This is a genomic window from Paraburkholderia sp. GAS199, from assembly GCF_050436585.1.
Classification (GTDB): domain Bacteria; phylum Pseudomonadota; class Gammaproteobacteria; order Burkholderiales; family Burkholderiaceae; genus Paraburkholderia.
On record NZ_JBNDMM010000001.1, the window covers coordinates 1,069,364 to 1,089,376 of the forward strand.

Annotated in this window: 17 protein-coding genes; 5 read left to right on the forward strand and 12 right to left on the reverse strand. The window is 58.7% G+C overall.

The features are described from left to right. Positions 1–151: 151 nt before the first annotated feature. Positions 152–1,048, reverse strand: coding sequence for a LysR family transcriptional regulator (locus tag P3T18_RS04650; RefSeq protein ID WP_429298730.1), 897 nt, complete (start codon positions 1,046–1,048; stop codon positions 152–154). A gap of 120 nt (positions 1,049–1,168) precedes the next feature. On the opposite strand from P3T18_RS04650, the gene P3T18_RS04655 reads away from it, so the two are divergent. From P3T18_RS04655 to P3T18_RS04670, 4 genes are all read left to right on the forward strand, one after another. Beyond that, positions 1,169–1,912: an SDR family oxidoreductase gene (locus tag P3T18_RS04655; RefSeq protein WP_429298731.1), complete on the forward strand. Its 744-nt coding sequence runs from the start codon at positions 1,169–1,171 to the stop codon at positions 1,910–1,912. Between the two features lie 294 nt (positions 1,913–2,206). Beyond that, positions 2,207–3,925 carry an FAD-dependent oxidoreductase gene (locus P3T18_RS04660; RefSeq protein ID WP_429298732.1) on the forward strand — a complete coding sequence of 573 codons (1,719 nt, stop codon included), beginning with the start codon at positions 2,207–2,209 and terminating at the stop codon, positions 3,923–3,925. Positions 3,926–4,029: 104 nt separating this feature from the next. Next, positions 4,030–4,575, forward strand: a complete 546-nt coding sequence (locus P3T18_RS04665; RefSeq protein ID WP_429298733.1) for a low affinity iron permease family protein — start codon at positions 4,030–4,032, stop codon at positions 4,573–4,575. Between the two features lie 174 nt (positions 4,576–4,749). Beyond that, a complete protein-coding gene (locus tag P3T18_RS04670) occupies positions 4,750–6,159 on the forward strand; it encodes a dihydrolipoyl dehydrogenase (protein ID WP_429298734.1) in 1,410 nt (469 codons plus the stop codon). Between the two features lie 353 nt (positions 6,160–6,512). Here the strand turns inward: P3T18_RS04670 and P3T18_RS04675 are convergent, their stop codons facing one another. The 5 genes from P3T18_RS04675 to P3T18_RS04695 form a co-directional block, all read right to left on the reverse strand. After that, on the reverse strand, positions 6,513–8,222 hold the full coding sequence (locus P3T18_RS04675; protein WP_429298735.1) for a hybrid sensor histidine kinase/response regulator: 1,710 nt from the start codon (positions 8,220–8,222) through the stop codon (positions 6,513–6,515). A gap of 290 nt (positions 8,223–8,512) precedes the next feature. After that, positions 8,513–8,860 (reverse strand): response regulator, encoded by a 348-nt coding sequence (locus P3T18_RS04680; RefSeq protein ID WP_429298736.1) that lies wholly within the window; start codon positions 8,858–8,860, stop codon positions 8,513–8,515. An 84-nt stretch (positions 8,861–8,944) separates the two neighbouring features. Beyond that, a complete protein-coding gene (locus P3T18_RS04685) occupies positions 8,945–9,835 on the reverse strand; it encodes a YihY/virulence factor BrkB family protein (protein WP_429298737.1) in 891 nt (296 codons plus the stop codon). Positions 9,836–9,931: 96 nt separating this feature from the next. Then, positions 9,932–10,435, reverse strand: a complete 504-nt coding sequence (locus P3T18_RS04690; RefSeq protein ID WP_429299040.1) for a DUF421 domain-containing protein — start codon at positions 10,433–10,435, stop codon at positions 9,932–9,934. Positions 10,436–10,530: 95 nt separating this feature from the next. Then, positions 10,531–11,343, reverse strand: coding sequence for a ParB-like protein (locus P3T18_RS04695; RefSeq protein ID WP_429298738.1), 813 nt, complete (start codon positions 11,341–11,343; stop codon positions 10,531–10,533). A gap of 251 nt (positions 11,344–11,594) precedes the next feature. Between P3T18_RS04695 and P3T18_RS04700 the strand changes: the two genes are divergently transcribed. Next, on the forward strand, positions 11,595–12,932 hold the full coding sequence (locus tag P3T18_RS04700) for a sensor histidine kinase (RefSeq protein WP_429298739.1): 1,338 nt from the start codon (positions 11,595–11,597) through the stop codon (positions 12,930–12,932). A gap of 122 nt (positions 12,933–13,054) precedes the next feature. On the opposite strand, the gene P3T18_RS04705 is transcribed toward P3T18_RS04700, so the two are convergent. The 6 genes from P3T18_RS04705 to P3T18_RS04730 form a co-directional block, all read right to left on the reverse strand. Continuing rightward, a complete protein-coding gene (locus P3T18_RS04705; protein WP_429298740.1) occupies positions 13,055–14,428 on the reverse strand; it encodes a Gfo/Idh/MocA family protein in 1,374 nt (457 codons plus the stop codon). A 284-nt stretch (positions 14,429–14,712) separates the two neighbouring features. Beyond that, positions 14,713–15,615, reverse strand: coding sequence for an SDR family oxidoreductase (locus tag P3T18_RS04710; RefSeq protein WP_429299041.1), 903 nt, complete (start codon positions 15,613–15,615; stop codon positions 14,713–14,715). A 306-nt stretch (positions 15,616–15,921) separates the two neighbouring features. After that, on the reverse strand, positions 15,922–16,281 hold the full coding sequence (locus P3T18_RS04715) for a DUF4148 domain-containing protein (protein ID WP_429298741.1): 360 nt from the start codon (positions 16,279–16,281) through the stop codon (positions 15,922–15,924). 289 nt (positions 16,282–16,570) lie between these two features. Beyond that, the gene (locus P3T18_RS04720; RefSeq protein ID WP_429298742.1) at positions 16,571–18,400 is read right to left on the reverse strand and encodes a thiamine pyrophosphate-requiring protein; all 1,830 of its coding nucleotides are present in this window, start codon (positions 18,398–18,400) and stop codon (positions 16,571–16,573) included. A gap of 383 nt (positions 18,401–18,783) precedes the next feature. Then, a complete protein-coding gene (locus tag P3T18_RS04725; RefSeq protein WP_429298743.1) occupies positions 18,784–19,359 on the reverse strand; it encodes a TetR/AcrR family transcriptional regulator in 576 nt (191 codons plus the stop codon). Next, positions 19,352–19,750, reverse strand: a complete 399-nt coding sequence (locus P3T18_RS04730) for a tautomerase family protein (protein WP_429298744.1) — start codon at positions 19,748–19,750, stop codon at positions 19,352–19,354. Before P3T18_RS04730 ends, P3T18_RS04725 begins: the two co-directional genes overlap by 8 nt. Between the last annotated feature and the right edge of the window lie 263 nt (positions 19,751–20,013).

Genomic DNA, 20,013 nt, shown 5'->3' on the forward strand with positions numbered 1-20,013 from the left:
TCCAGAAGTAACTCGAAGGGCAGGGTTCGTGCTCCTGGCTTCGTTAGTCGGCAGAGGGTATTCGGATAACACCCCAAACGGTATCTGCAAAAACGAATTGTCGGCGAACGCATTCGCAGTCGAACCCGACGGCACGCGTCTCACAAGGCAATCAGGAATATCGATCCAACGCCGCCACGAACGAGTCGAACACCAGGCGAATCCGGGTTGGAACCGGGCCACGCTGCGGACGATAAACGTAGATTTCCCACGGCTCCGGCATAAACTTTTCCAGCACAGGGACCAATTGCCCCGTGGCGATATACGGATCGGCCAGATACGCGGGAATCTGGCCAAAGCCCATTCCCGCGAGGATCGCCTGACATTCGGCGTCGCCGTCGTTGCTGATAAAACGCGGTGCGCCAGGAATGATTTGGGCGCCGTTCGCAAAGTACCAAGGCCACGCCTTGCCGGCGGTTACGTCTCGCAAGGCCGTCGTTGGCAAGTCGTGCAACTGTTCGATGCGGGCAGGCTTGCCGTGGCGCGCGATCAGTTCCGGAGTGCCGACAACGTGAAATGCCGGCGCTGCGACGCGGCGGGCCACGAAACGGTTGTCATGCAACGGACCGAAACGCACGCCGATATCAATGCGGTCATCGACGACCGCAACACGGGCGTCGCTCAGATGCATATCGAAGCGCAAGAGCGGATACGTGCTGGCGAGATTTTCCAGCGTGGGCATCAACCATCGGCGGCCCAGCATCACGGGCGCCGTCAGGCGAACGATGCCTTCCAGTTCCTGCGCCTCCCGCACAGGTGCCTGCAGGAACAATTCGTCCAGCTCGCGGACACTGGCTTTCGCGCGGACCGCAAGCGCTTCGCCGTAAGTCGTGACCTGGATTCCGCGAGTATTGCGGTGAAACAATACTTCGCCGTGCAGCCGCTCCAAATCCTGAATAGCGCGCGTGACTGCCTGCGGCGAGATGGCAAGCTGCGCAGCCGCCTCCTTGAAGCTTTGCGACTCAGCCGCAGCCACGAAGATACGCAGCATTTCGAGCCGATTTTGCACGATTGACTATTCCACAAAAAGGAATTGTCTAATCGTAACATTTCCATTTACCGGTATAGGCGACCTTTCTACACTCGTGTTCATGCAGTCTTCATTCATCTCGCTACACGAGGAAAAATCATGAGCAACAATATCGCAGGCAAGGTCGTCGTCATTACGGGTGCAAGCAGCGGTTTGGGCGCAGCCACGGCGCGCATGCTGGCTGCACGCGGCGCTTCGGTGGTGCTGGGTGCACGTCGGCTGGAAATGATGAACGCGCTGGCAGACGAGATTCGCGCCGCCGGCGGCAAGGTCGAAGTGGTCGCTACCGACGTGACCAGTGCGGCACAGGTGAAAAATCTGATCGACACCGCCGTGAAGACCTTTGGACGCATCGACGTGCTGGTCAACAACGCTGGCCTGATGGCCATCGCTCCGATGAGCGAAGTTAAAGTCGAGGAATGGGACCGCATGATCGACATCAACGTCAAGGGCGTGCTGTACGGCATCGCCGCCGCGCTGCCGGTCTTCCAGCAGCAGGGCAGCGGACACTTCATCAACATTGCATCGGTGGCGGGCGTGAAGGTCTTCAGCCCTGGCGGCACGGTCTACAGCGGTACGAAATTCGCCGTGCGTGCGATCTCGGAAGGCTTGCGCCATGAAGTCGGCGGTTCCATCCGCACCACGACGATCGAGCCGGGCGCAGTCGATTCCGAACTGAAACTGGGCAGTAGCCACGAGGAAAGCAGCAAGTTCGTCAAGGAGTTCTACAAGCTGGCCATTCCTGCCGATTCGGTGGCGCGAGCGATTGCGTATGCCATTGATGAACCCGCAAACGTGGACATCAACGAAATCGTGCTGCGACCTACTGCGCAGGATTTCTGAACCACCATCGTCGTGCGCCGAGCCCGCCGTGTATGCGGCGGGCTCAGACGGCGCTTTGCGATGACGTTACCCGCCGTAAAGACGCTGGTTTGGCTCCGGTCGACACGCAGCGGCAAGCCGTTGCGTATACGCCGCTTTAACTCGTCCGAACAGGCGGCTGACGACCCGCTAACTGCAGACGCCAAGGCGATGGCGTTCGATAGCATGCCAGCCGATCCATCCGAAGTAAATGTGTCAGACTCCACGGAATACAGTACGCAGCCCCTTCTATCGAACGGCTGACACGGAGTCGTCATGACCAGCAAGCATGCGGAGTTTCCTGGCGAGTCGGATGAAGACCAACCGCCACTGCCTACGCCAGAACTTGAGAAGCGGCGTCACCAGATTTATCCCACGCTCAGCGAGGCAGACATACGCCATGTCGCCCGCTTCGGCGAGAAGCAGCAATTCGCCGATGGTGCGCAGGTGCTACGCGCCGGCATACCGACGGGTGGCATTCTGGTTCTTCTCCAGGGGTGTATCGCCCTGTATTGTCACGATGGCTTCGAGAACGACTCGCGCATCATCACGTTAGGGGGCGGCCAGTTCTCCGGCGACATTGGGCAATTGTCCGCGCGCCCCGAAATGGTAGACGGAATAGCGATAGGCGACGTGGAGGTAGTCCGTCTGTCATCCGAGAAGTTGCGCGCACTGATCGTCGCCCATGCCGAGCTTGGCGAACGCCTCGTCCGGGCGCTGATACTGCGCAGTGTGGCGTTTCTGGAGAGGAATTCCGGCGGGCCGGTCATCATCGGTCCGCGTGGTCATGGCCGCATCCACAGCTTACAGAGTTTTTTGACGGCCAACGCCCACCCGCATACGGTTCTAGATCCGCTCGAAGACGAACGGGCGGCACGACTGGTCGCGCACCTTCAGCCGGCTCGGGAAGACTGGCCGCTGGTGATTTGTCCGGCTATCGGCGTGAGCAAGAATCCGACCATCGTCGAACTGGGTCGCAACATCGGCCTGCTACGTCCTTTGAGCGAAGATAAGGTTTGGGACGTGATCGTCGTCGGCGCGGGTCCCGCCGGTTTGGCGACGGCGGTGTACGCAGCGTCGGAGGGTTTGTCCGTGCTGGTGCTGGAAACACGCGCCTACGGCGGACAGGCCGGCGCGAGCGCACGTATCGAAAACTACCTCGGGTTCCCCACCGGGGTCTCGGGCGGCGCGCTGACAGGCCGTGCCTATGTCCAGGCGGAAAAGTTTGGCGTCGAGATCGCCATCCCTGCACCGGCCGGGCGCCTGTATTGCGACAGCTATCCGCTTCAGGTGGAAATGTGCGGCAGCCTGACCCGGCTCAAGGCGCGCACCGTGGTGCTGGCCTGCGGGGCGCGTTATCGCCGGCCGTCACTGGGCAATCTCAAACAATTCGAAGGCAAGGGCGTGTACTACTGGGCATCCCCCGTAGAAGCCCAATTGTGCTCGATGCAGGAGGTCGTGCTCGTCGGCGGCGGCAATTCAGCCGGGCAGGCCGCGGTCTATCTTGCCGGTCACGCGGCGAAGGTTCACCTTCTCATCCGCAAGGGCAGCCTGGCGTCGAACATGTCGAGCTATCTGATCGACCGGATTGAAGCCACACCAAATATCGAGTTGCATACCCATTCTGAAATCGTAGGGCTGGTCGGCGATGAAGAGGGCGTGACGCAGGTGCAGGTTCGCAACTCCCGCAGCGAGGAGGAGCGCACTTTCGATATCTGCAGGGTATTCCTGTTCATAGGCGCCGATCCCAACACCGGATGGCTCGGCGACTGCGGCGTCAACGTCGACCGGCATGGCTTCATTCTCACCGGTCCGGATGTCGAGGGGAGCCGGGATCAGATGCAATATCGGTTGAACCTGCAGACCAGCGTGCCCGGCGTATTTGCGATCGGTGATGTTCGCGCCGGTTCCACCAAACGGGTCGCGGCAGCCGTCGGTGAGGGCGCGGCAGTCGTGGGGCAGATTCATCAATTTTTGACCTGGCAGCGCGAGTGAACGAGGTGACTCGGATTCTCGTGCTGTTCTGACATCGTCCGCATGGATCGCTGATCAGGTACGAATGTTGCGTTTCACGGTGACTCATCCTCGAGAGCGCCGTCATGAAAAGCGATTCCTCTTCCGTTGCACCCACGGACGAGTTGGCGACTATCCCCGATACGTCGAGCCCCGCCTACGCAAGCGGGCATCCGCTTACCAAGGTATTCGACAGGTTCGCAAGTCTCGTCACGCGATGGGCCGGCTCTCCGGCGGCATTCTGCTTTGCAGTAGTGACGGTCATTGCGTGGATCGTTACCGGTCCGATTTTCCATTACTCCGACGGTTGGCAACTCGTGATCAACACGGGAACGACCATCGTCACATTCCTGATGGTGTTTTTGATCCAGCAAAGCCAGAACAAGGATAGCGTTGCGCTGCACATGAAGCTGAACGAGCTTTTGTCGTCGCATCGCTCGGCCGACAACAACCTGATCGGAATCGAAGACGCGTCGGAAGAAGAGTTGCGACGTCTGGCGGCCGCCTATCTGCGACTATCGACGAAAAATCCAAGCGACGAAGATCTGAGAAAAAAGGCGGCGGATCTTGAAGCGTGTCAGCAGCCGCAGGATCGCAGTGGCAAGAAAGCGGTCGCAGACCAGGCCAGTTGAGCGGGCCTGGAGCGAATCGCGCCATGGCTTCGTTGAAAACCTTATTGGCAATTCGAGCGAGTCGTGCGTGCGCGGCACATGCGGCGAACAAAACCCCATACCTCTAGTCACGCTTATCTAACGGCGATCTGTCACAAAGCTAAACAAACGTAATCTGCGCAAAGGCTGCCGGGAATGACAGAAAAAATCGAAGTAGATGTTGCGATCATCGGAGCGGGAACTGCCGGAATGAAGGCCCTGCGCCAGGTCAGAGATGCAGGCAAAACCTTTGTGCTGATCGAGCGTGGCGAGCTCGGCACCATGTGCGCGCGGGTCGGTTGCATTCCCTCGAAGGCCGTTCTGCATGCGAGCGATTTGATGGCCGCGGTCTCCGGGCAGTATGGCAATCACGCTCCTCAAGTGAGCGAAATCGCGAACCGGCTATGGCTCGCTGCGCGAAAGACACGCGATGAATCGGTCGAAGCAATGGCGCGTGAAACGCGCGATCTCGCCGGCAATGGACTTTTACTCGGTGACGCACGCGTGACTGGCACGAACGAACTCGACGTCGGCGGCGTGATCGTCCGCGCGACGGCGATCGTTATCGCGACGGGCTCCGCTCCGATTGTCCCCGAGAAATGGAGCGCATTGGGTAGCGGAATTCTCACTACGGATTCGTTATTCGACCTCGACGAGTTGCCGTCGAGTATCGGTGTGATTGGACTGGGGGCCATCGGGCTCGAAATGGGCGTTGCATTGAGTCGCCTCGGCGTACGAGTGACTGGTGCGGATCAAGGCAATGTCATCGGCGCGATCAGGGATCCAGAAATAGCCGCGGCGGCACGCCGGCAAATTGGCCTCGAAATGACACTGTGGCTCGATGCTCCCGTCGAGTTGAAGCGTCACGCCAGCGGATTTTTCGCGCTTGAGTCAGGCGACACGCAGCAGCGGCGCGCGGAAGTGGAATGCGTACTCGTGGCGTTGGGCCGTCGAGCGGCGCTGAGTGGGCTAGGACTGGAAAACGCCGGCATCGAGGTGAACGAGCACGGCAAGGTTGAATTCGATCCGCAGACCATGCGTATAGGAAATTCAAGTTTCTATATTGCCGGCGACGTCGACGATGATCGGCCGTTGCAGCACGAAGCGGCGGACGAGGGCAGTATCGCTGGCTGGAACGCTGCGCGGCACGAATCGAACAACGCGTGGCAGCGCCGTGTGCCGCTGTCCATTGCATTTACGAATCCGGATATTGCCGCAATCGGTCGTCCGTTTGACGAGTTGCCCGCCGGCACGCTGGTGGTAGACGGGAAGGGCGACGACAACGCGCGCTCCGGAATTGTCGGGCAGAACGAAAACAAGCTGCGCCTTTACGTCGAGCCGCACAGCGGCAAGCTGCTGGGTGCTGCGTTGTTCTGCGGCGCTGGCGAGCATCTCGCCCATCTCCTCGCATGGGCAGTTCAGCGGGAAGAAACGGTAGAAGGACTTCTGCGGATGCCGTTCTATCATCCAACCGTCGAAGAACTCGTGCAGACCGGGTTGCGGAATGCTGCGTCAAAGTTGGGCAATGCGAACGGCGTGGAGCTTGCGCCGGCTTCTCGCGAATAGTTAACCACGGCACAAAAGCGAAGTGGAATAAAAATGGCAGTCGCTAACTAGAATCCGCGACACGTTTGTCGCGCTGCAAAAGCCGTAGTCGATATGGTGAAAGAGTGTGAGCCGACAATCGACGTCGTCGATCATGACTTGGCCGATAGGCCCGACTTCGACGCGGCAAAGGCTCTGCTGACCCTGCATGGAGCGGAGTAGCCGACACTCGTCGCGCTAAGTCGGTACTCGGCGGGATTCATCCGGTTTTTTGTGAAGCCGGTGGTGATCGAGGAACTAGTGGACTATCTGGCGTCGAGATGAGCGGGCATTGTAAGCCGCTCGCGGAGGGGCACGTGGATGCCCTATTTACTTCAAACAATCCCGCCTAAACCACGGTCTGTGCGGTTCTGGATAATGTGGTTCAATTTCTCCAGCGACATCGGCTTGGTCAGGTGAAAGTCGAAACCTGCGGCAAGCGCCCGCGATTTGTCGGATTCCGCGGCATAGCCTGTGAGCGCAACGAGAATGACGCCAGCCAGCGCGGTGTCGCCCCGAATCGCGCGTGCCACGTCGAAGCCGTCGACGTCCGGCATGCCGACATCGATAATTGCTACCTCAGGACGGGTTTCGGAAATCAGGCGGATCGCGTCGCGGCCGTTATCGATGGTGTTCACGTTGTGGCCTTCGAGTTCCAGCAATAGTGCCAACGCCACTAGCGCATCCTGATTGTCGTCGACCAGCAGCACGCGAACCGAACCGGGCAGCGAGTCGCGCGGCCTTGGTTCCACCGCAACGGATGTAGGCGCTTCCCGCAAAATCGGAAGTTGCAACGTCACCTCCGTTCCTGTGCCGGGCCCGGCGCTTTGCAGGGAGATAGTCCCTCCGTGCAGTTCCACCATGCGCCTCGCAACGGCAAGACCGATACCGAGTCCGCCCTCCGAGCGCGCATTATTTCGGGCCGACTGTGCGAACAGTTCGAAAATATGTGGTTGTGCGGCGGGATCGATACCGATGCCATTATCTTTCACGCGGACAGTCACGGCGCCGCGTACGCCTTGCTCCTGGTCATAGCACTCGGCAATCACGCTCATTTCGATGACGCCGCCCGCTGGTGTGTACTTCGCCGCATTCGACAGCACATTGCCCAATACCTGGCTCAAACGAACATGGTCTGCATAGACGGGGATGGGAGCGTCCAGTCCGTTTATTCTTAACGTATGCCGTCGCGAGTCGAAATGATGCTTGACCGTGGTTATAGCATCGAACGTGATGTCGTTGAGAGACGTATCGCTGTGACGGATGGCGAGTTTGCCGTGCTTGAGTCGCGCCGCATCCAACAGATCGTCTACCAGGGTACGGAGATGCCGGACCTGTCGTTGCGCCACGGTCAGCACTTCAACGGCCGCAGTATTGTCGGCGCAGAGTTTCTTCGCGGCGCCAATTGCGCTGTCGATCGGCGCCATCGGATTGCGAAGTTCATGACCGAGCATGGCGATGAATTCGCCGTGTCGCTGATCGTTCGCGATACCGTTGTCGCGTTCATTCACGACGGTCAACGCCGCACCGGCGAACAGTGCCAAATTGGACAGCAGCCGTACATCTTCCCGGTCGAACTGATGTTTTGGGTCGTGCGACATCACCCAGATCGCGCCTAGTTGCGTGCCATTGCTTGCTATCGGGACCACGAGCCCTTCGGGCACCTCGACCTCCGGAAAGCGGAGGCTCGGGAACCAGTCCTGCGGTTTGACGAACAGTTGCGGCTCGCCCGCCTGCAACGTGATGCCACACGGGCATTCGTCCCATGCGGTTGCCTTGCCGCGAAGATCTGCGCAAAGTCCCGCCACGGCGAGCCATCTGAACTGGCGGCTTTCGCCCACGATCTCAAGCAGGCTCATACCCGCGCTGCCGGCCTTGCAGAGCGATAACGCCGCCTGCGAAATCTCGTCGAGAAGATGTTCGCGCAGTCCGGTTTGAGCCGCGGCAAGCCGCACCAGTGCAGCATTCTCTGCGGCGTGGTCGGGCTGCCTTGCTGGTCGCGACGAGAGGTCTTCGCGGCCGTTGAGTGAGCGATAGCGTTCCATGAAGATGAGCCGCGTCCGAAATCGGAATAGCCGAAGGCAAGGATGGGGGCCGGCAAACATTGACTGTACCGTGCGGCCGTCGGCGAATCGCCGGGTTGTATAGGAACTTACAGGCCAGCGCTAACATTTTGCCACGGCCGCAAGATGGACGTGCTACGGAAATTGCAGCCAGAACGTCGCTCGGGAAATTGTGCGGATGAGGAGCCGGGAATAGGATAACAACGGTCAAACTTGCCGTCCCAAGCGGCGTCCGTGTAAGCATTGCGCGTACAGTGCCGCAAAAAATGGAGTCAAGGCTGTTGCAGCGCGCGCAGGATCGTCAGCAATTGCAGCGCAGAAAACGGCTTCGACAGAAAAGCGTGAACCGGAACGTTAGGTCGGCGCGCTCCTGCGGACGTCATGACGACCGGAATGCTGGAAAGCGAAGGAACCGCGAGTAGCGCGAGGACGAGTGCGACGCCATCCATATGCGGCATCATGACATCCGACACGATGATGTCGGGCCGCTCTCGCGCGATTTCAATCATCGCATATCGGCCATCTTCAGCCGTGCTCACCCGGTATCCATCCCCGGTCAGGACCGTCGTAAGTGCTCCGCGTAAATTTTCATCGTCTTCGACGAGTAGTACTAACGTCATGAGAGCTCCCTTTACCCGAATTATTCGCAAGGGGTATTCCCGCGCGCAAGGAGGCATCAGTCGAAACAAAAGGCTTGAACTGGCCTAAGAGCCATGCAATTTATGACTGGACGATTGAGCCGTCTTGACGGTGACGCCCATGATGGAGGCGGACAGCTCCGCGCCCAGCAGAAAAACCGCCGCCGAGAAAAACAGCCACAACATCAACATTGCAAGTGACCCGGCCGCCGCAAAGGAACCCGCGTTTTGCGCGTGTGAGAGGTAAAAGCCGAACAGGTGTCGTCCCGCGGAAAATAGCATGGCTGACACCAGGCCACCCGTGAATGCGTAGTCGAACGGGACGTGCCGGTCTGGCAGCCATTTAATCAAAATGCCGAAGCCGGCTGTTAGCACGACCAGTCCGAACATGAACTGCAAGGCGGTCGCGAGCATGGCCAGATCGACGCTACCGAGCACGGTATGTCCTATTGTCTGGATGGCGGCGTCGAGCACGAGGGAGACGACAAGCAGAAAGCCGAACCCCATCACGAGCGCGAAGGAAATGAGTCTTGCGCGCAGAAGAAACGCGAAACCTGAGATGCCTTTCGGCGGTTCGACCTTGAACACGAGGTTAAGCGCCGAATTGAGCGACGAAAACGTCGCCGACGCGCCGACAACGAGGAAAACGACAGACAGGATGGTGGCAATGCCGCTGCCGGACGTGCGATGGGCGTGAGCGACGATATCCTGCATCGCGCTAGCGGCTTCCGGGCCGGTGACGTTTTTTATCTGGCCGAACAACCGTCCCTGCGCGGTGTCGGGTCCAAAAAACCAGCCGGCAACGGCGAGAACGATGAGTAATGTCGGCGCAAGCGAAAAGGCAGAGTAGAAGGCGATGCCGGCTGCCAGCGTTGCACAGCGGTCCGAGAGGAAACTGGAAATCGCCTCGCGGAACGTGTGGAAAAGGCCTCGACGATGGATGTGACTAGCTGGCATTGTTGCCTGCGGGAGTTTGGGTAGGGAATTTGCTTGCTGGCCGGAGCCTCTAACTTCGCTGCTTTACTCGAAACCAACAACGACTTCCGTCGTCTGTCATCGGTCGGCCGTTGGCTTTCGGATAATGCTGATCTCGCCGTTACGTTCCAGAATCGCAGCTTGCACCTTGTCGAGCGCTTCTGTACCGAGCTCTTTTCGTACGGTTTCGAGAATGTCGGTCTGCGAGACCAGTGCGGCCAGCATTTGTTGTCTATCGAAGTTTCCGTCGCGGTATAACTGGCGTTCCACGCCCCCCACTAACACTTCCAGTGCGTGAGACCGGACACAGGCCCATGCTAACGCTCGATGCATGAGCACGATGACAAGCGATGCAATGAATGTTGGCAGCGCGGGAGATGCGCCGACTATCGCACGGCTCATCGTCGCACCTAACAGGATGGCGACGACATAATCGAACGGTGAGCGTTGCCCGAATGAGCGGCGACCGGAAATCCGGATAAAGACTAGCGCCGCGAGAAATGTTGCGGCCGCGCGTGCCGCCATCTGAAGCGAGGAGAGGTCTTTTCCTTCTCCAAACAGCACGACTAGTGCATCCACGATCGCCTCCCTGTTTTTCGTAGGTCTTTGCGGAGATAGTCTTCGAGCGATGGATTCGAACCGCTCCTCTTCACATTTGGGTGTGTCGGCGGAGGGCACTAGCCCGGCACTTTCCCAAGAAATCCCGGCAGCCCTGCCGCAGCTTTACTTTTCGCCAGTTCGATTGCCTTTCGCTGAACGGCGAGGAATTCGTCTTCGGTTTCAGGGTTGGGCAAACACGTACGAAAGAAGTCCGCCCACCTGAACTCTTCGAGCGGCACGGTGGTTTTCTCATAGCCGCCGGCGTCTCGCACTGATGCGGCGAGGCTGCGAAATACATCGTCCTCGAGATCCCAAACATGTTCGGGTATATCCGCAAAGCTTTTCCTCTGCCCCGCTGAGTTATACGGGTAAGTCCAGCGGTTGTTGTCCATCAAAAGCCAGAAGTCCTGATACGACAACCGCGATAGATCGGCCACGAGAACGGCCGGCATCGTGTCAATTCCTGCGCGCCGCAAGGCAGTTGCGACATGGTGATGGTCGATCGCAAACGGCTGTTCGTCCGGTCCAAGCACGAGCGGAACCGGCTTCTCGGCGATGGCCATTTTCAGGTCCTGTCCAGACAGCGATTTGTAGAACTGGGTCTTGCGACGTATCTCGCGAAGGCCGTGTGTAAGCTGAGTCGGGCGTATGTCTTTGATGGCGACGGCTTTCATCAAACCCTTCCTGTAAGGAATGGAAATTTCGTTGTGCCGGGAGGTTGCTGTAGCGCGCCTTCGCCTGCATAGCATGTAATGCGACGTCGAAGAAAATCCATTACTACCTAAGCTTGGCCGGTCATCGGGCTTGCGAGTTGCAGCGTCGATACTCGGCGTCTTACCTATCGGCATCAGCATATTTTGCGCCAGAGCGAAATTAATGAAGGTCGTCAAGGCGCGGACTTCATGACGCTTTGCAGCATCAAAATGGTGATGCTTTTGATGGCGCCTTAGTTCGTCCGTTCCTCTTGCGCTGACGCCGGTGGAGATAGCTACCCGACGTCGTCTATCAAAGGCGACGCATGGCAAAGTTAGGGGTTCGCAACTTGCTACAGCAGGCAGTAGATGCAGCGTCCTGCGATAGTAGCCGTAAGACTCCCGCTATTTGGTACGATTGTTCGAGTCAAAAGGATAGATGCGCAATCGTGCGTATCAAAGTTCGCGCCGCATTGCGCGATGCCGATTCATCGAAGCCCATCATGGAGTTCCGCGTACTCCCGTACGCTGACGAGAAAATGGAAAAAGGACGGTTTTCGGAAGACTCTTCGGAAGCGCTGGCACGCGACCTTGGCGCGATCGCTCGCATTGATGCGGTTCCGTCCATGCTGCGCATGATTTGCGACGAGACCGGTATGGGTTTCGCTGCGGTCGCGCGGGTCACGGACACGACCTGGACCGCGTGCACGGTCCACGACAATATTGGCTTCGGTTTAAAGGCCGGTGGGCAACTCGAGCTTCAAACCACGCTGTGCTTCGAGTCAAGAGCCATGAACGCGCCGATCATAGTCGATCATTTCAGTACCGATCTGACCTACAAGAGTCACCACACCCCGGCTATCTACAAGCTTGAAAGCTATATTTCCGTTCCTATCGTCACGCCGAGCGGAGAATATTTCGGCAATCTGTGTGCGATCGATCCGCGTCCAGCTAAAGTTTCCGAGCCACGAGTCGTGCGCATGTTCGAGGTGTTCGCCAATCTGATCGCCATGCAACTGGATAGCGAACAGCGCCAATGGAGCACCGAGGCGCTGTTGAAAGACGAGCGGTCCACCGCAAATCTTCGGGAACAGTTCATCGCTGTGCTGGGCCACGATCTGCGTAATCCGTTGTCTGCAGTCGCCGCGACTGCGGAACTGCTGATTCGCCGTCCCGCTGATCCGGATCTCGTCGGAGCGGGCCAGCGGCTCAAGCGTACAGTTCACCGCATGACGCGGCTCATCGACGACGTGATGGACTTTGCGCGTGGCAGACTCGGTACCGGCATTATGGCTTCGATCCAGAAGGTCGATGATCTCGCAACGCCTTTGCGCGGCGTGATCGACGAGTTGCGTGTTGCGAATCCGTCCCGCGACATAGAAATCGATCTTGCCATTGATCGATCGGTTGAATGTGATGTCCCTCGCATGCAGCAACTGCTTTCCAATCTGCTTGGGAACGCGTTGACCTACGGCGCGACTCACGCCCCTGTGCGCGTTCGCGTTGCTATTGAGGATGGCTGGCTAGTTTTGACCGTCGCCAATGATGGCGAGCCGATACCCTCGCACGTATTACCCAAGGTGTTCGAGCCATACTGGCGACCGCCTTCGAGTCTGCCGGGTGGCGGCCTGGGTTTGGGGCTTTATATCTGCAAACAGATCGTTCTGGCTCATCGCGGGACATTGGAAGCCTGTTCGGACACAGTGAACGGAACGTGCTTTACCGCGAGCATTCCGGTTGGCCCAGTTCCAGCGGCGATAGGCGGCGACTCGAAGAAAGGTGGCTAAGACCGCCGTGGTGGTGCGGTCCGAGTTTTACGCCACGCAAGCAATCGAAGTAGGCCCTGCCTTCGCTGAATAGCGGCGCCGCCGACGATTTGCCGGGCCCTGATGATTGACCCGTAACCCGTTCAGAATTCTTCTTCGTCCGGCTCCGGCCCACGTGTTGGACCTGCGGGCGCTGCAATCCTGACGGTACGTCCCGTGCGCGCCGATTCATAGATCGCTTCTACAATCCGCTGATCCTGCAGACCCTCTTCGCCAGGCGTGTGAGGCGTCTGTCCGCGCACGACGCAAAGCGACATGTGGTCGATCTCTCTGGCGAACTGATTCACCGGGTCGATCTTGATTTGCGTCACGGCGTTTTTTCCGTCGAACAATTCGCCCCTGCGCAACTGCAATCCGTTGTAGCCGAAAGCCGGATTCATTTCGGCCCAGCCATGTGCGCCCTGCAGACGGAAAAAGCGCGATTCGTGACTCGCATAACTCGACATACAAGTAGCCGTAAAGCCGCTGGGAAAACGCAGAACGAACTGCACGGACTGTTCGACTTCCGTGAAACGCGGATCATCCTTCGGCTGCACTGTCATCGCTGTGACTTCGAACGGCTCTTCGCCACTGAGAAAGCGTGCTGCATTCAGGCAGTAGATGCCAACGTCGGGCATCGGTCCGCCGCCCGCGAGAGCCCGTTTTAGACGCCACTGCGTGGGGTCGCCCGCGTTCTGCGAGTTGCCCGCGATAAATTCGTGCAAGTTGCCAAGCTGATTCTCCCGGACCCACTTCGCAATCATTCGATCCATTGGCTCATACTGACTGCGGTAGGCGATCATCAACAGGCGTCGCGCGCGCTTGCATGCGTCGATCATCTTCTGGCATTCGGCGCTGCTGATCGCCATGGGTTTTTCGCACAGAACGTGTTTGCCGATGGACGCCGCGCGCATTGTGTATTCGGCATGCATTCCATTGGGAAGCACGATATATATGACCTGCACCTCGGGATTGTCGGCGAGTTTCTCGAAGGACGAGTAATCGTAGATGGCCGTCTGGCGCACACCATACTGACGCGCGATCTTCCTTGCCTTTTCTGCGTCGCCGCTAACCAGTGCCACCACTTTCGAGTATTTACAGGCCGACAATGCGGGCAGGATCTGGTTCAAGGTGAGACGTCCGAGGCCGACAATCGCATAGCCGACACGCCGATCCGGTTCAGCGTTAGGATCGGGCGTGTTTTCAGCCTGCTCGGTGGTCGTGTCCTGAATCAAGGGCAGTTTGACGCTGTTCGGCGTGCCGGGCGTTGAGGCTGCGGCCCATGCCGTGCCGCCGGCTCCAGCCATGAAAACAGCAGCGACGCCGGAACCAGTTTGTTGCAGAAAGCCGCGTCGGCTTCGTGCCACAGTGGGTGAGTCGCTCTCGCTGTGTTCGCTTGAGGAATCGGTGCTGCTTTCAATGATTTTGGCAGTCATAGAAATCGCTCCGTGCAGATGGGGTGCTTGCTTATTGGCCAACCGGCAAGGTCACGGCACTCCGCGAAGTTTCGTCGGAGGCCGTCTGAGTCGTCCTGCGCCGCACTGTCCGATAACGCGAGGCGACGGCACCTGCTGAGCACGGTGCATTGCTGATTGCGCCCGATATCCTGGCTTTAATGCACCTGCTTGTCGGATGCGGTAACGAGCTTCCGTTAGGCAGGAAAAGATAGCTGCGCTAAGGTCGCATCGGACGACCGTAGCGCTGCTGTGTCCATCATCCATTCGACTCAAGCCACGCTGCGCTTTCCACCGCACGGCTGCGGTCAAGGCAGGTGGTTACCGCCCGTCACGCCATACACTTCGCCGGTGACGAAGCTCGATTCCTGCGAAGCCAGCAGGACATATATGGGCGCCAGTTCCGCCGGTTGACCGGGGCGTTTCATCGGTGCTTCAGAACCAAACTTCTCGACTTTGTCCTGCGGCTGACCGCCGCTCGGCTGAAGCGGCGTCCAGACAGGTCCAGGCGCGACCGCATTCACACGAATGCCCTTGCTGATAACCTGTTTCGCGAAGGCATGGGTGAACGCAGTGATCGCGGCTTTGGTGGAGGCATAGTCGAGCAGCCCGGGACTCGGCTGATAGCTCTGGATCGACGTGGTGTTGATGATGGTCGCGCCGGGAGGCAGGTGGGGAAGGGCGGCCTTGCACAACCAGAACATCGCGAATACGTTGGTACGGAAGGTCGCTTCGAGCTGCTCTGTCGTCAGATCGGCGATCTCTTCGACGTAAGTCTGCTTGCCTGCGACATTAACGAGAATGTCCAGACCGCCGAGCTTTTTCACGGACTCGCTAACGAGTTGCTTGCAAAACGCTTCATCGCCGATGTCGCCCGGCAGCGCCACGGCTTTGCGACCGGCGTCCTCGATAAGCTTGACGACCTGGCGGGCGTCGGCTTCTTCGCTCTCCAGATAATTCAGCGCGACATCCGCGCCTTCACGGGCGAAGGCGATCGCAACCGCGCGACCAATCCCGCTGTCGGCGCCCGTAATCAACGCGCGTCGACCAGCTAAACGTCCAAAACCCTTGTAGCTCGACTCACCGTGATCCGGCGGCGGCGTCATGTCCTTCGCGAGGCCCGGCGCCGACTGTGGCTGCTTTTCGAAGTCCGGCTGCGGATACTGAGTACGGGGATCGCGCATTGAAAACTGGTTATCTGCATTGCTCATCGCGTGTCTTCCTTGAAATTGTGTGGAGCGGGGCGCTGACCCCGGGGGCGTACTTGGTTTGAGCAAGGGATATTCCTGGCGGGCAGCGATCCTTGGATCACTGCGTTTGACGACATGCAGATGCGGGAGGACGAACGATAATGGCCTGCTGGCCTTTGAACGAATATGGTTTTGCAGGCGAGGCACATCGATGTGCTGCCTCGTTAGCACTATCTGAATGCCATGTCTGATGCGATGGAATGAATTAGCATCACGGCGAGTGAGCAGCGGAGTTTTTAAAGCCACCGCTCACTCGCTCGACAACGACTACTGTCCAAAATAAACCGACTTGGCACCAGATGCATCGCCGTTATGGGCGCGTGACGGCGAGGATCTCGAAATACCTGACGAGGACGTATCGGTTGCTACGCCGCCGTAATCCCCATTCTCAGTCTGCCGAACCTGCTGCGAGCCAACGCGAGCCTCTGCGGCTTGTGCCTCTCGCGGGTATGACGTCTGGTCTCCGACGGAATTGTTATAACCCGCCTGTTCGACGTTACGCTGATCGCTTTTGACCTGCGCGCGGCTCAACGAATCGTTTTGCTGCGGCATATTCGACTGGGCGAGCGCAGCAAGCGGCATCGCAGCAAGAGCGGCAATCGCGACAAGATGTGTCCTTAGCTTCATTGTCATTCTCCATGAGTTGAATTGCCCCGAACCTTGCGCATGCGCCGTGCCAGCCGGCTAGTTAGGGCGTGCCGCGTTGTTATTTTTATAGGTCGTGGTCCGCGCAATTCGGATCAGACTCATTTAACGGTCGCTAGAACTGACCACGCACTACGACTGACGCGCTTGTGACTGCCTGTCAGGCAGTCAGCCGATAGTCAGGTTCAACGAACCTCGGCAGCCGCCCACAATTCGGTCAAAGCGATCGAGATGCGCCGACGGTTAGGGCGCGATCCGTCGCCCCAACTGTCTATTTATCGCGATGCCCCGGAAGGACCGCGCCGAGCATCTGTTTGGCCGTTTCAACGATTACATTGTCTTCATCCGGATCGCCCTTCAGCAATGTCGATGCAAACGCTTTGGCCTGCGCCAGCGTGATGTGTGGGGGCAGTGGGGCGATGTTCGGGTCGGCCTTCACCTCGATCACGACCGGTCGATCCGAAGCAAGTGCTTCATCCCAGGCGGCGCCCATCTCTTCGTCGTTCTCGACGTAGATGCCTTTCAAGCCGATCAGCTCGGCAAACTTGTGGTACGGCACGGAAGGAATGTCCTGCGACGCTTCGAACTTCGGATCGCCTTCCATCGCGCGCTGCTCCCAGGTCACCTGATTCAGATCGCCGTTATTCAGAACCATGCAGATCCAACGTGGATCGGCCCAGTTCTTCCAGTACTTGGAGACGGTGATGAGCTCAGCCATATTGTTCATTTGCATCGCGCCATCGCCCACCAGACCAATCACCGGACGCTCGGGAAACGCAAACTTGGCGGCAATCGCGTAAGGTACCGCGGCACCCATCGACGCGAGTCCACCCGATAGTGAACACATCATGCCGCGTTGAACCTGGAGGTCACGTGCAAACCAGTTCGCGCAGGACCCCGAGTCGCTTGTCACGATCGAGTTTGCCGGAATGCGCTTTGATAATTCCCAGACCGTGCGCTGCGGATTGACGGCGTCCTTGCCGGGTTCATGCGCGCGTTTCTCGAGCGTCTTCCACCAGTCCTCGGTCCAGCCCTCTATCTTCTTGCGCCATGCGCGATCTTTCTTTCCATCGAGAAGCGGCAACAATGCGCGCAGCGTTTCGGCACTATCGCCGACGAGGTTGACCTCCATCGGATATCGCAGGCTTAACATGTCGGCCTTCATGTCGATCTGGACGCCCCGCGCCGCACCTTCTTTCGGCAGGAATTCGGCGTAAGGGAAGCCAGAGCCGATCATCAGCAGCGTGTCGCATTCCATCATGAGGTCGTAACTCGGCTTGGTCCCGAGTAATCCGATCGAGCCCGTCACCCACGGCAGATCGTCGGGCAATGCGGCTTTGCCGAGCAATGCCTTTGCGACACCCGCGCCGAGTTTTTCCGCGACGGCGATAACTTCGTCGGTTGCGTGCAACGCGCCAGCGCCGACGAGGATCGCGACTTTCTTACCCGCATTGAGGACGTCGGCAGCCTTTTGCAGATCGTCGGGGAAGGGCACAACCCGCGGCGCACGGTAACCGATCCCCGAATGGAGCGTGCCGTGCTTGCGTCCGGGGGCTTCGTAAGGCAAATCCTGTAGATCGTTCGGCAGGATGATGGCCGTGACCTTGCGCTCGGCTAACGACGTGCGGATTGCCCGGTCGACGAGATGGCGCACTTGTGCCGGCACCGAGGCCTGTTCGACGAATGCGCCGGCAACGTCCTTGAACATCGACACGAGATCGAGTTCCTGCTGGTAATGCCCACCAAGCGATGCACGCGCCTGTTGGCCCGCGATGGCAAGCACCGGCATGTGGTCCATCCGTGCGTCATACAAACCGGTGATGAGATGCGAAGCGCCGGGCCCCGAGGTGGCGATACACACACCAAGCTCCCCGGTGAACTTGGCGTGCGCGGATGCCATGAAGGCTGCCATTTCTTCATGTCGGACCTGCACGAACTCAATCGCCGTGTGGTCTTCTTTACCGCGTTTCTTCGCCGCCGACTGTGCGCGGTTCAGGGCACCAAATACGCCGTTAATACCATCACCGGGGTAGCCATAGATGCGACGTACGCCCCACGCGTGAAGTCGCTCGATGATGAAGTCGCCGACAGTTTCTGACATGAAGAACTCCTCGAAGGAAATGGCGTTGCCAGCTTCGGCGCAATCCGTCAGTCGGTGTCGCTTGCTCCGGAAATGCCCCAGCAGCCTTGTTGATCCGCTTTAACAAGCAAGCACTGTTCCGCGCTTTTTCAATCGGCAACCAGTTCCGCTAACTTGAAGGATCGAGTTCAGATGCATGTTCTGAAAGAGCCGCAAGGTAAGGCAGGAGGCAACTTGTCGGGTGGCAAATCGACATTCATCACTGACGCCGGTTCGGCTGCAGACTCAACCGCAGCCGAGGCCGGCTACATCAGCACGAGTTCGCAGCGCAACGTGGCCGTTTAAGAGGAGGGCTTCGTGGACAATGGTTTAAACGAAGCGGCGGAAATGTTCACCCCACCATTTCATTTCGATGGAGACAGTTCCGGAAGCAGGGCCAAAGCTCCATCAGCGGCCCGGCGCATAAGTGCTTCGTCGTTGAACGTTCGAGCGAGGACATACCCTCCCTGAATCAGCGCAGTCAGCGAAACAGCCAATGTCTCGGGATCGAGGTCCGCTCGGAACGCTCCTTCGGATTGGGCTTGCGCAAGCGATCGCGCAATGTGATTGCGCACAGCATCGAAGTAAGCGGCGATCGGTCTGCGAAGTTCCTCATGTTCGATTGAGGCCTCATGAACCAACCGGCCAAGCCGGCAGCCGCGGAACGCCTCTCTTTTGACGAGCAGGTAGTGGCGAACGGCCTCCAGCGGTGGGGTATCGGCCGCAAAAATTTCATCGAGACGTGCGATTTCCTCCTCCGCCGCTTCTGCCAGCGCGGCCTCCGCGATCGCGAGCTTCGACGGGAAATGGTGATAGAGGCTACCGGGCCTGGCGGCGCTCCGAGCCTGAATGTCGCGAGGCGACATGGCCTCGTAGCCGACTTCCCAAAGCAATGCTTTCGTCGCTTCTATGAGCTGGTCGCGTTTGGATGGCTTAGGCATCGGCCGTCGCCTTCGGGCTGTGCGTTTCAGCTGGAAAACGCGGGAGTTCCGGGTCCACTTCCTGGAAGATAAACAGGACATCCTGAGGCGCTAACTGCAGGCGCTCGCCGAACTGCCTGATCGCTTCATCCGCGATGACGGCGGCCGTGCCTTTCGGCCTCCCTTTCGAAATGACCACCTCGACGACAACGAACCGGTCGGTTCTGTCGGCTGTGTAGTTGGGATAGCGGGGATCCGCCAGCAGATCTTCAGGGTCGACGTCGAGAAAACGATGAAACAGATCGTCTCGCTGAAAACCGGCGGCCACCTGGGCTTCTATCATCGCCGCCGACAACTGGGACTTGTCGGCGCGGTCGAATCCGCGTCGGACGGTAAAGGTCACGAATGGCATTACATAATCTCCAAGGTTCAGGGCGTATCGGCCGTGACAAATGCGCGGGTTGCACACGTCAATTTTGGCGATACTACAATTTGACCTGTAGGTATGTCAAATAAAAATCCGGATCGGGCGGGGCGCGAAGGCTCGGGCCGGTACGTTATTCGACTTCAATCGGGGATGGTGGTGCAGCAGCTATGGACTGGAAGGAAACGGTCGACGCCCCCAGTACAAATGCAGACAATCGTTTTTAACGACGTTTCCGAGGGCTGGTGATT